This window comes from Photorhabdus tasmaniensis (assembly GCF_011189505.1).
Lineage (GTDB): Bacteria > Pseudomonadota > Gammaproteobacteria > Enterobacterales > Enterobacteriaceae > Photorhabdus > Photorhabdus tasmaniensis.
Genome location: NZ_PUJU01000079.1, coordinates 1 through 12,374 on the forward strand (window position 1 = coordinate 1; position 12,374 = coordinate 12,374).

14 protein-coding genes and 1 pseudogene are annotated in these 12,374 nt (G+C 45.5%); 1 reads left to right on the forward strand and 14 read right to left on the reverse strand.

Annotation, left to right across the window (positions count from 1 at the left end):
* Window positions 1-127: 127 nt before the first annotated feature.
* Window positions 128-253: a hypothetical protein gene (locus C5471_RS24950; protein WP_278250188.1), complete on the forward strand. Its 126-nt coding sequence runs from the start codon at window positions 128-130 to the stop codon at window positions 251-253.
* Window positions 254-1,060: 807 nt separating this feature from the next.
* On the opposite strand, the pseudogene C5471_RS21810 reads toward C5471_RS24950, so the two are convergent.
* The 14 genes and pseudogenes from C5471_RS21810 to C5471_RS21870 form a co-directional block, all read right to left on the reverse strand.
* Window positions 1,061-1,375, reverse strand: a pseudogene (locus C5471_RS21810) (type VI secretion IcmF C-terminal domain-containing protein); the annotation flags it as partial.
* A gap of 61 nt (window positions 1,376-1,436) precedes the next feature.
* Window positions 1,437-1,598 (reverse strand): hypothetical protein, encoded by a 162-nt coding sequence (locus C5471_RS21815; protein WP_166296397.1) that lies wholly within the window; start codon window positions 1,596-1,598, stop codon window positions 1,437-1,439.
* Window positions 1,598-1,873, reverse strand: a complete 276-nt coding sequence (locus tag C5471_RS21820; RefSeq protein WP_166296400.1) for a PAAR domain-containing protein — start codon at window positions 1,871-1,873, stop codon at window positions 1,598-1,600. Before C5471_RS21820 ends, C5471_RS21815 begins: the two co-directional genes overlap by 1 nt.
* Window positions 1,874-1,927: 54 nt before the next feature.
* On the reverse strand, window positions 1,928-2,251 hold the full coding sequence (locus C5471_RS24625; protein ID WP_242688820.1) for a hypothetical protein: 324 nt from the start codon (window positions 2,249-2,251) through the stop codon (window positions 1,928-1,930).
* Window positions 2,252-2,458: 207 nt separating this feature from the next.
* On the reverse strand, window positions 2,459-2,680 hold the full coding sequence (locus C5471_RS24630) for a hypothetical protein (RefSeq protein ID WP_242688821.1): 222 nt from the start codon (window positions 2,678-2,680) through the stop codon (window positions 2,459-2,461).
* A gap of 200 nt (window positions 2,681-2,880) precedes the next feature.
* Window positions 2,881-3,870 carry a putative type VI secretion system effector gene (locus C5471_RS21830; protein ID WP_133814751.1) on the reverse strand — a complete coding sequence of 330 codons (990 nt, stop codon included), beginning with the start codon at window positions 3,868-3,870 and terminating at the stop codon, window positions 2,881-2,883.
* Window positions 3,867-4,007 carry a hypothetical protein gene (locus C5471_RS21835; RefSeq protein ID WP_166296403.1) on the reverse strand — a complete coding sequence of 47 codons (141 nt, stop codon included), beginning with the start codon at window positions 4,005-4,007 and terminating at the stop codon, window positions 3,867-3,869. The genes C5471_RS21830 and C5471_RS21835 overlap by 4 nt, the downstream gene beginning before the upstream one ends.
* Before the next feature lie 29 nt (window positions 4,008-4,036).
* Entirely contained in the window at window positions 4,037-5,026 is a 990-nt protein-coding gene (locus C5471_RS21840; protein WP_133814750.1) for a putative type VI secretion system effector, read from the reverse strand.
* Complete coding sequence (locus C5471_RS21845; RefSeq protein ID WP_166296403.1) at window positions 5,023-5,163, reverse strand: hypothetical protein; 141 nt, start codon at window positions 5,161-5,163, stop codon at window positions 5,023-5,025. Before C5471_RS21845 ends, C5471_RS21840 begins: the two co-directional genes overlap by 4 nt.
* Before the next feature lie 29 nt (window positions 5,164-5,192).
* Window positions 5,193-6,194, reverse strand: a complete 1,002-nt coding sequence (locus C5471_RS21850) for a putative type VI secretion system effector (RefSeq protein ID WP_133814749.1) — start codon at window positions 6,192-6,194, stop codon at window positions 5,193-5,195.
* Window positions 6,195-6,360: 166 nt separating this feature from the next.
* The gene (locus C5471_RS21855) at window positions 6,361-7,362 is read right to left on the reverse strand and encodes a putative type VI secretion system effector (protein ID WP_133814748.1); all 1,002 of its coding nucleotides are present in this window, start codon (window positions 7,360-7,362) and stop codon (window positions 6,361-6,363) included.
* On the reverse strand, window positions 7,359-9,977 hold the full coding sequence (locus C5471_RS21860; RefSeq protein ID WP_133814747.1) for a T6SS effector BTH_I2691 family protein: 2,619 nt from the start codon (window positions 9,975-9,977) through the stop codon (window positions 7,359-7,361). Before C5471_RS21860 ends, C5471_RS21855 begins: the two co-directional genes overlap by 4 nt.
* The gene (locus tag C5471_RS21865; protein ID WP_133814746.1) at window positions 9,974-11,011 is read right to left on the reverse strand and encodes a DUF4123 domain-containing protein; all 1,038 of its coding nucleotides are present in this window, start codon (window positions 11,009-11,011) and stop codon (window positions 9,974-9,976) included. Before C5471_RS21865 ends, C5471_RS21860 begins: the two co-directional genes overlap by 4 nt.
* Before the next feature lie 11 nt (window positions 11,012-11,022).
* Window positions 11,023-12,374: DUF2345 domain-containing protein (locus tag C5471_RS21870; protein WP_166296406.1), on the reverse strand; the 1,352-nt coding region annotated here is incomplete at its 5' end.

Here is a 12,374-nt window from a genome sequence, read left to right on the forward strand (position 1 = left end):
GTAACGAAAAGGCCGGCTTAAGAATTCCTGCCCGCTAAACGCCACCACATCCAGTGGCGCGGTATTTTTCCACACGTTCAGTTTGTAGCGGCTGTGATCAAAGATGATCGCCGGGGTTGTGTTGTTCATGTTTTCTCCTCGTCACTTCGTGCACACAGGTACCGGTCAGTTTGCTGGTAACAGAGTCAATAAAGAGTCCGGCACCCTTTGCGGTCGCTGGCAGGCGACGATATTCAGGGCCAAACAGAACTAAAACCGAATAAGAATTCAGGCGTCAGTCAGAATAAATCAGGAAAACGACAAATCTGGTCAGGTATTTCCCGACCGGAGGTTAACCAGGATATAAACAATTAATCGAGCTATTCCCGTTCCATCAATGAGTCGATTCATTAATAGGATTGACTGTTACTGAATAATTCGATTCTCCTAATGGGTGCATATTAAAATCAAGTCTTTTTTTATCAAATAGCACAATGTGTTAAATGCCCAATGAATATAACGTGGGTACAAGAAGATAATCCCCATAATATTTAAAAAAACATAGATAAGATGACATTTATTTACATAAAAACATTGAACTTATTTAAAAAAACCGAACAACTCGCAAGTTATAATATAACAATGCCAGCAATTCATAATGAAAAAGTTATATTTTCATTTATAACCATGTGGTTATTTCATAAAAAACACAAATGACTTCATTTTCAATTTTACCACCCAACAGATGAAACAAACGTAAAAAATAATGATTATCATTCATGGAATGCGAATACATTAGGTGATACTAAAAAAATAAATAGCAACCGGCTTGTCGATCCCGAATTAAACCTAATCCCCCACCTAAATAAGGCACGATAGCGTCAATGGGAATATTATGGCAATATCTGTCATTCTGTGAATAACAGAGCTCCCTTTAATATTGCCACAATTCTCCAACGAGAATACTCAACAATCCCGCTACTCATCCCCCAACACAATGAAATATCTGACTGTCAGTCTGCAATAAGATTATTCCTGCCCAGAACATGATATAACACCGGATTAAATCAGCCACACTGGATTATTCTTCCCCCCAATCCTCGTCATCAGTCACCGGCACATTTTGGCCATCACCCGGCGTTACCATAAAAATCTCTTTCGGCAGCGTAAATCCCCGCAGTTTCAGCAACGCCAGCGGCCCCCAGCCCATTTCCGTGCGTAATATCCAGGTTATCGGCAAACCGTCCGGCATAGTAAATGTCAGCCGGTAACGGCTTTCATCCAGCTTTTCTGCTTTCGCCTGTTCCAGCCAGCGGATCAACCCCCAGCTTCCCGAATAATCACCAAACAGCCTCGCGCTCGCATTGACACTGGTCCAGGTCAACATGACGCCCGGTTACATCAATCCGCGCAGCAACACCATCTCACTGTACTCCGCCAGCCACGGTGTCAACACCTTACGCCAGTGGGCAATCCCCTGTTTCTCCAAGGTGGATGACAGACGAACTGGCAGCCACCACAGTAACAAAGCACATCAGACTGAACAGCCGCCACCAGCGTGACCAGTTCAACGACGCTGGCCAGTGTACAATATGCGGTTCCGGAATTTCCCAGGTCATCACGCTTTCCCTCCGGTACCCATTTTCGATGTACTGGAAATAACATAACAACCGCATTGACAAAGGGCTTTATCAAAAGCAACCGGCTTGCCATCAGAGATAAATTTGGCATTGGCTTTGACAATACGGTTAATACCATGTCCTTCCAGCGGACAACTGACTACATCATGCAATAACGCGGCGCTTTTACCGTCAATTTCTATTGAGGAAGAAGCGGAAATCACTTCACCGCCGCTGCTGAGTTTATCACCCAGGCGAATAATGCCTTCAAACATAATGACTCCGGTATAATTAAAAATAAATTTTTCACATCTCAAGAGCGGTAATCGCTACTGTTTATCCCCCTGATTATTTGACGCCGCCAGAGAAAGTGTATTAACGACTTTTTCCAGCGCTGCTCTATCAATACATTTCGTTGAACACACTATGTCGATTTTTTCCTTTAATTTGACGGAAACAATCACTTTATTTTTACGTGGTTCAACCTGTTCAATACATCCATAAGGCAAAAAAATCGTTTTACTAAAAGGGGTCGGGGTTAACAAAAATCCATTCTCTTTCTCGGCAAAGAAATAACGATCTTTTACTTTACGATATGAGACATAATGCATCACCGCCATTGTGATACACGTACTACTTAAACCTTTTATCAAGAGTAAAATAGCCCCCCCGCTCCAAATTAACGCTTGGTATCGATACTCGTGCCGTAAAAAACAAACCTCGCTATCTGGGACCGTATTATTGTTCTCACATTCAGTAAATGAAGAAAGTGCCACGCGTTGAATCGACAATAAACACCCAATGAAATAAACCACGCCAAACGGAAAGACACAGGACACGATAAAAGAACTGATTTTTGCCTACCTTGGTATCTTGATAATAATAAATAAATTAACAATTTGCAGGAAAATGAAAACCTGTAACACTTTATCCACGATAAATAACTTATCAACCACGCCCTGTAATTGATAAGAAAGATCATCATAACCAGCATAAAGTACCCGGGTCGCCGCCAGTGAAACCAAACATATTAATACATTAATGGCAAAACCGATGAAAACCATTTTATAGATCTGTTTCATAAAAAAACCTCAATTTACACAAAATTACCTATCACTCAAATTTAGATAACACTTTACCTTCGATAATTCGCTGCTGAATTTTTCAAAGCTTCGCGGCGATTCAGCATCAATCAATTGGGTTGATTGCAGACTTTCAACCAATCCGATTAAAAAAATAACACCTTTAAACATAACAGTTTCTTACCCGGCAATTACTCGTATCAGTAATAATAAAAATGGCTCAGAAAACCATAATTATCTGGTAATACTTCGTTACCATTCTTAATTGATGGATTAAATTTCATTTCCTTAATCCTTTTTTTAGTTAATTTCTCAAGGCTAATATTCTCAGGATTAGGAAAACCCAATGCTGTGAAAATATCCTGGGCTAGTTTAACTGACGGAAACGGTTTTTTGATACTCAAATAGTACATATAGGGAGAAATTGCGGATGAAATAAACACCCACCATAAGATTACCATCTCTGCTCCATCCCAAAAATGGTCTTTAACTGAACAAACAACAGAGCCAATACAAATCACAATAGCAGCAAAGAGTATATAGAAAGTGTAAAATACTTCATCTCTGGCCTTCGTGCGGATCCCTTTATTACAACACGGAGTGATAGAGATAACTCGGGTTTCAGGGTTTGCCAACGCATAAACAACATAATACTCTTCCTGCTCTATCACCGCTAAATCGACGTAATCACCTATTTTCGCAGTGGTCAACCCCAACCAACCATGAAAAGAGAGACCGTTGATTTTTCCCTGTACAAAATGACATTTCTCACCCAATCGTTCTTTCGTTCGTGAAGTCGCAGCCGCCGCTGCACTATTACCCATCATAGCAAGCAATAACGCCCCAAACTGATTACGCTCCTCCTGACGGGCAAATTCTTCGGGATCATATTCCTGATCGGAAAAATAGCCTTTCACACAGAGTATCTCAAACTCTTCCAATACCCCACTGACTTTGATTAATGGCTTACGCGGCGGTAATTCCGGTGGTGGCGGCTCTTTTGCTAAGATGGCATCCAGTGCCGGAATTTGAGCCTGAACCTCCGCTATTGCTTTTTCCACTTCGGCTCTATCTTCAGGGCAGCGCTGAATCCTTTCTCTCTTAACCGCTATCCGTGTATTAAGGCTACTTCTCTGACTTTTTATTTCCTTAAAGTCAATGGCATCTTTTAACATCTGATAGGTATTCATGAAATCACCTTAATTGCATCAGCAAATTTTTTACTTTGTTCTTCATACAGCGTATTTCGCTGTGATTCAGGGGCAATAAATTGGGTTGATTTCAAACTTTCAACCAATCTGATCAAAGAAATAATATCTTTAAACATAGCCGTTTCTTACCCGGTAATTACTTGAGTCAGTAATAATAGAGATGACTCAGGATACAATATTTATCCGGCAATACATCTTCGCTACTCTTAACCAATAAATCGGACTTCATCTCCTTAATCCTTTTTCTGGTTAATTTCTCAAGGCTGATATTCTCAGGATTAGGAAAACCCAATGCAGTGAAAATATCTTGAGCCAGTTTAACTGACGGAAATGGTTTTTTGATACTCAAATAGTACATATAGGGAGAAAGTGAAACCGAAAAAAACAAACACCATAAAATTACCATCTCTGCCCCATCCCAAAAATGGTCTTTAACAAAAAAAAACCCGGCAGCAAGGCAAACGACAATAACAGCAAGGAATATGTAGCAAGTATAAAATATTTCATCTCTTGCCTTTGAGCGGATCCCTTTATTACAACGCGGAGTAATAGAAATGACTCGAGTCTCAGGGTTTGCCAACGCATAAACAGCATAATACTCTTCCTGCTCTGTCACGGCTAATTCAACGTAATCACCTATTTTCACGGTGGTCAACCCTAACCAACCATGAAAAGGGATACCATTGATTTTTCCCCGCACAAAATGACATGCATCAGCCGGTCGTTCTTTCGTCCGTGAAGTCGCCGCCGCCGCTGCGCTATTGCCCATCATAGCAAACAATAGCGCTCCGAATTGATCACGTTCCTCCTGACGGGCAAATTCTTCGGGATCATATTCCTGATCGGTAAAATAACCCATGACACAGAGTATCTCGAACTCTTCCAATACCCCACTGACTTTGATTAATGGCTTACGGGGTGGTAATTCCGGCAGCGGTGGCTCTTTTGCTAATATTGCATCCAGTGGCGGGATCTTTTCTTTTGTTTTTGCAATCTCCTTTTCTGAATCTTCCGTATCGTCTGGATGATCAGCTATCCACTCAAGATTAACTTCAATCCATGTATCAAGACTGCTTCTCTGACTTTTCAATTCCTTAAAGTCAATGGCATCTTTTAACATCTGATAAGTATTCATGAAATCACCTTAATTGCGTCAGCAAATTTTTTACTTTGTTCTTCATACAACGTATTTCGCTGTGATTCAGGGGCAATAAATTGGGTTGATTTCAGACTTTCAACCAATCTGATCAAAGAAATAATATCTTTAAACATAACCGTTTCTTACCCGGTAATTACTCGAGTCAGTAATAGTAGTAATAGCTTACAAAACAATCCCTATCGGGCAGAACTCTTCCATTATCCTTACCGAGTTCCCCATCCGATGTGTTGGCCTTTATTTCCTTCAATTTCTTCTTCGTGAATTGGGAAATATTAATGTCCGAAGGATTAGGGAAACCTAATACCGTGAAAATTTCTTCTGCCAATTTAACTGTGGGTTTGGGCTTTTTTAGGCGGCTGTAATACGTACTAGGGGCAAATATCGCTATCATCAAACCACAAAAGGGCAACATATATTCCAAAAGCACGAAAACATCTTGCCTATCAAAAAAAACATCTGCCATGATTAAGACAAACAGATAAAGCGAAAAAAGAAAACAAGTGCCGAATATCTGCTCTTTAGCATCTGAAAGAATCCCCACCTTACAACGTGGTGTCATAGAAACCACCCTTAATTCAGGGTGCGCAATAGCATAAACAACATAATGCCCCTCCAGCTCCATCACCGCTAATTCAACATAGTCACCCACTTTTGCTGTAGTAAATCCCAACCAGCCGTGGAAGGGAATACCATTGATTTTTCCCCGCACAAAATCACAAACATCACCCAGCCTCACTTGTGTCTGTGAAGTTACCGCCGCCGCTGAACTATTTCCCGCCATCGCCAGCAACAGTGCCCCAAATTGATCCCGTTCCTCCTTACGAGCAAAGGCGGCAGGATCATATTCCCGATCTTTAAAATAGCCCATGACACAGAGTGTCTCGAATTTTTCCAATACCCCACTGACTTTGATTAATGGCTTACGCGGCGGTAATTCCGGCTGCGGCGGCTCTTTCGCTAATATCGCATCCAGTGCCGGGATTTTAGCCTGAACCTCCGCTATCGCTTTTTCTACTTCCTCTCTATCTTCAGGGCAGCGCTGAATTCTTTCTCGCTTAACCTCTATCGATATATCAATGTCTTTTCTCTGACTTTTTATTTCATCAAAGTCAATGGCATCTTTAAAAGGGCGATAAGTACTCATGAAAGATCCCTCATTGCGTTAGCAAAGCCTTTACGTTGTTCTTCATACTGCGTATTTCGTTGCGATTCAGCGTCAATCAATTGGGTTGATTTCAGACTTTCAACCAATCTGATCAAAGAAATAATATCTTTAAACATAACCGTTTTTTACCCGGTAATTACTTGAATCAGTAATAGTAATAATAACTCGAATAACAGCTTTTATCTGGTAAAACTATTCGACCATCGTTATCTGGTTCCCCATCAGGGGAATTAACCTTGATTTCCTTAAGCCTCTTTTTTGTTAATCGTTCAAGATTAATCTCTGTAGGATTGGGGAAACCTAACGCAGTAAAAATAGCCTCAGCCAATCTGAATGAAGGTTTTGGGTTTCTCATACAGGAAATATAGATGAAGGGCGAAAATACTACTGCCATGATAATACAAGACAAAGACAGATATTTTACATACTCGAAAATATCTTCTCTAATAAAAAATACCCATATCATCATAAACATAGAAAAAATAACTGAAGAGCCATACCAAGTACCGCATATCTGATATTTAGCGTTTGAATGAATACCCTGTTTGCAACGCGGTGTCATGGAAATAACCCTTAATTCGGGATTGGCAATGGCATAAACCACATAATGTCCTTCCTGCTCCGTTACCGCTAATTCAACGTAGTCACCCACTTTTGCAGTGGTAAATCCCAACCAGCCGTGGAAGGGAATACCATTGATTTTCCCCCGCACAAAATCACAAACATCACTTACCCGCACTTGAGTTTGCGAAGTCACAGCCGCCGCCGAGGTATTGCCTACCATCGCCAGCAACAGCGCTCCATATTGATCACGCTCCTCCTTACGGGCAAAGGCGGCGGGATCATATTCCCGATCGGTAAAATAGCCCCTCACACAAAGTGTCTCGAACTCTTCCAATACCCCACTCACTTTGAATAATGGTTTACGCGGTGGTAATTCCGGTGGGGGCGGCTCTTTTGCTAATATTGCATCCAGTGCCGGGATCTTTTCTTTTGCTTTTGCAATCTCCTTTTCTGAATCTTCCGTATTATTTGGATGATCAGCGATCCACTCAAGGTTAACTTCAATCCATGTATCAAGACTGCTTCTCTGACTTTTTATTTCCTTAAAGTCAATGGCATCTTTAAAAGGGCGATAAGTACTCATGAAAGATCCTTAATTGCGTTAGCAAAGCCTTTACGTTGTTCTTCATACAGCGTATTTCGTTGCGATTCAGCGTCAATCAATTGGGTTGATTTCAAACTTTTTGCCGGCTCCAAACCAAACACACAACCCCGACACCATTTTTGTAAATCATTATCAGAAAAATACATCACTAACTCTTCAACAATAAAAATAACGAGCATCGCCTCCCAACTGAGCAGCCAGGCAAGATATTCCCACACCAAAAGCCTTGCCACCCCTTTAACTATTAAACTTTCAGCCGAAAGCAATGCTCTTTCAGCTAATACCTCTAATAAGCCATTTAATGATTTTACTAATTGCATAAAATCAGCGGCACCTTTAAGACCGTGAAGCCCCAGAAACTGCCAGCGCCGTCCGTTCCACAATTCAGATATAAAGTCACCAATATCGACCCCAAAATTTAGTGCGGAAGCGACTGTACCGGCACTCGCCCCGATAAACTTAATGGTGTCAGTCGCCGCCACATTTTTTATGCCATGCTCAACTACCGGGGTCACAATCTCCATCGCCGTACTCAATGTACCTAAAAACGCCGCAGTTACCTGGGCATGGCCCTTTGTATCTCCTTTACTCTCTTTTAGCTGATTAGCAAACTCCAACCCATTGAAAATCAAAACCAGTAATTTAATTCGCGATTTCTTTAACGCAGGTTTCCCTTCGGCACTTTCGGAAAATTTTTTAAAATCAGACTGATATTTATTACTTTTTCTCAACTGTTCCTCATATCCCGACGCCTTAAGCTCCTTCAACACCTGCTGCCTAAACTCATCGCCATCTTTAAGCTGTGATACCGACAGCCCAACCGCCTGATCAAACGGCACGCCGGAAATCACCGAGAACAGTGTTTTACTCAGCATTTCATTCCAGCTGTTCATCACTTTCCCTAAACGGGTAAAATTAAAGAACCGGTCACCCAGCGTGACCAGTCGCCGGTCACAATGCAGCATCGCACGGGCAAATGTGCTGTTGGCCTTAGGCGGTTTTTCCAGCGCTTCATTCGCCTTATCGTAAGCCTCCGCCAGTTTCCCGCTCAATGACGACACCATGCCCATAAATTTTTCAATGTTTGCGGGTTTCACATTCCCTTTATTCTCGCCCATCTGTTGCAAAAATCCGTCCATTTCCGCCATCACGTCCGGGTTATTCAGCAGCAACGAGCGCCAGACAATATTGCTCTCCGATAAGGTTGAATACTGGGCGATTAAGCGGTCTAAAAATGCACTACCCGTTTTAGTCACATTCAGTGAAACCATGGCATAGTCCACCGCTTCCCGGTAATTCAGGTTATCCGCCAGCTGAGTTGAGTAGAAATCCCGGCAACAGGTGATAAACCCACTTTCCTGGAGCCAGCTCACCCTGAGCTGAGCCAGCTGCTCCAGCTTTTTCGCTACCTCAGTACAAAAATCGGCATACTGTTGGTTAAACGCCTGCCATTTAGCCAGATTCAGCTCTTTCGTGTATTTCTCCCAATCATGGGCAAAAGCTTGCTCAAAAGTTGGCTCATTCGCTTTCACCATGATACGAGTCACATTCTCTCTGAGCTTAGCCTTCTGCTGATCGGAAAAAACCCCGTACTCCTTCTGCTTAGTGACTTCAAGCACTTTATCAACCTGCCCTTGCACATCCGCGGCTTTCATTTGACGCAATTGGTTTTTCACCCCGTTGAGCGAACTGTCGGTCATAAACTCAATCGACAACTCCTTCAACCACGTGGCGTGCTCACCAGCGATATCATCACTCCACCCGGCCAGTTCATGTGCAATACCAATCGGATCATGCAAAGCCAGCAACACCAGTGAAACCGGCGAGCCATCTCTTGCCTGTCCCCGTCTTTGCATGGCTCTGACCGTGGCGTCCGCATTCCCTGCCCGCTTTTTGCTCCACGGATAGAGGGTCCCCTGCGGGCCAACCGCGTTAGGCGTAAACGTATAGTAGGGTGCCTCTTCCATTGTCCGGCTGATACGCGCCGCTGTCGGGTTGTGAGGCAGAAGGTAGGGGGGCCAATACATATCCACCGGATGGTAATCCATCACTGTATTCAGGGTGTCTGCCGTAACCTCGCTGATCCCCTCCCCTTCCGGTACCCCTCGCCATTGCCAGGATTTCACGCACTGCATCCGCTTTTCCCGCGCGTCGGGGTGATCGTGATAATACTGTATTGTCTCCGGGCTCCAGGCCGAAGGCGAGAAGGCCACCCAGGTATCCTGACGCAGCGCAATATCCTGTAATACGATAAACTCCACATTGGTACTCTGATGCGTCGGGGCGTGACAATCTGCGGTTTTCTTACCGTGCACCGCAAAGGGACCACAGTACTGCCGCCACAGCGCCCCGTCCTCGCTGATGCTCCAGGTCTCCCAGCATTCTTGTGGAAAACCACCGCCATAAGAGTAATAGACGTATAAAAACCCCTGCCTCAGGGCACGCAGCGCATAATGGTAGCCTTTGGCCGCTGGAAACGACGTCTCGGCCCACTCTGGCAAGGTTTCATGGATACTGTCCGGCACCACCGAATAGCGTACCGGCAACAGTGCCGGGCCGATTGACTGACACATATCACAGGGTGAAAGACTCATGACAAAATCTCCTGGTTAACTGGGGGAATAGCGGGAACATCGGGACGAGCGCAGTCACAGGCCAGCGCCAACCATTCTTCTGTGGTCAGTCTGACTGTACGCTCAATATAGCCACGGGTATGGTCACCCTCTTCACCGGACAGCAATGACTGTATCCGAGGGTGTAGATCAATCTCAGGGTGGTATAGCAAACCATGCAAGGCACACGCCTCCAGATCCACAACATTATCAAAAGCATAGCGTTCAGTGACCCGGCGCAATAAAGCTAGCATAATGTCCAACGCTTCAGACTCCGTTCGGCGTAACGGGTTGCGATGTGCCTGACGATAGCGGCGCAGTGCCCGGTTCATCGGGCCTGACCAAGTCATTTCCTGCACATTTTCCGGCGACAGCGCCAGCGAAAAGCTGTATTGCACCACCGAAGGCACCGTATTGTTCCGATGCAGCAACTGACCGTCGCCGTCGATCAGATACCAATCGGTCAATGGTCCCAGCAAGCGTGAGCGCTGCCAGGTATCCAATAACGACCAAAAAGCATTATTTACCGCCGGATCATAAAAACGCAGTACGATTTGCTGTACCGTTGACAAGGTTTGTACCGCCGTCATACCAAGATGTTGTGCAATCGTGGATACCGTGCTGGCACTGAACAGCCAGCCACAAACCATTCGACCTCGTCCGACCATCAACTCCGCCGGGTCGGCCTCCTGCAACGCTTGCGTAATACTCAGCGTCAGCATGTGAGCATCCTCAGGCTGGTTGATATCCAGCGGTATCAGCCAGGGAGAATGACGGGATTCGAAACGGGGATGCTTTATCCGAGTCGCTATGGCGGCAGGCTGATGATTGAGAATCGCCGCAGGAAACCTTTCTTCCTGCCGGGTATCCAGAAAAACCGCCGGATCAACCAACAATAGCCCTTTCCCCCCCTGTTGGGTAAATGCGGTATGCAAGTCAGCCAGCAACTGGGTTTTCTGCCGGATTTCAGCATCGGATGAAAAATCGTAACCCATTTGAATATCAGTTTTTGTCATGGCGTGTCCCCTTAATTCACTATCCCATTTTGCCCATCGGCCATCCGCGCTGCCGTTGACGCACAACGGTCAGGCAATGTCAGGGTTGAACTCTGACTGGCGGGGCCTGCTTTTTGGAAAACATCGCACTGAAACCGGGCATTCTTCGGGCTGGCAAACGAAATGTGACCGTCTTTTAGCGAGATATATGCGCCACCGCATTCCAGCCGCAGTTCCGTTTTCGCGGATATCGTCACCGTGTCTTCCTGGCTGACCAGACGCACCGCCTGCTGGGCCAATAAATCCATCTCACCGGTCTGGGCCTGAATTTCTACCTTGCCGGAAGCCGCCAACAGTTTCATACCCAGGGTTTTGGCAAATAAACTCAGGGTTTCACCCACCGCCAGCCGGAATTTCTTGGTAATGCTCATATCCGCATCACGGCCAACCGTTGCTATCAGATTTTCACCGGCAGAAAGCTGTAAGTTGCCCGGTGTCACCTGAGCAATCCCTGACGGCGCTGAAAATAAGAGAGCCCGCTGTTGCAGCTCTTTGAGGGTGTGATCCATAAATGCAGTCTGGGCTTCGATATCCGCCAGCTCCGCTTTCGCCGCTTCAGCGGCGTAACGCAATCCCGCCGCAGTCTGAATAGCGGCATCCAGTTCCGACAATGCCGCCTGCATTGCCAACACCGGCCCCTGGGCTCTGGGTTGCCCGTCAGTACTGATAAACATCCCCTTACCGGCCCGGATCACCCCCCAGTCATCAGTACGCAACTCAAAACCTTCTCCCCGTTTATCCGGGTGTGGTTGCTGACTGTCCACCAGATACCCCAGATTGAGCTGGCTCTTACCGCCGTATTCGGTACTCAGTTTAATGTGCTCCCGATCGCGCTCGTCATCCATCCGCAGTTTGTTATTCGCCGGGGTACGCAGGACATTGCGTTTGTAGTTGAATAAGGTGACGTGGTCAGGGTGTTTTGAGTCGTGCAGCGCATGGGCGATATAAGGCCGATCCGGGTCGCCCCCTTCAAATGCGATCGCCACCTCAGTACCGTCCAGCAAGGGCCAGTGAAAACCGTAGGTGTCACCCGCATAGGGGCGAGCCAAGCGCACCCACAGGCTTTCTCCCCCTTTCAACCATTCCGCCCGGTCAAAATCAAACGCCACCCGGTACAACCCGTCTTTATCAATATCCCCGTACCGGTCGTTCACGACGGTGCTGCTCACCCTGGCGGGCAAGGTGCCCGCTATCCGGGGTTTGGGGATTAATTCAGGCCGAAAACAGATGTTTTCCGCGTAGGGAATAGCGGTGAACGCCATTTCAAAACTGCGATCCCGGCGCGCACTGCTGCTGATACCCGTTATCACCGCCCCTTTACAGA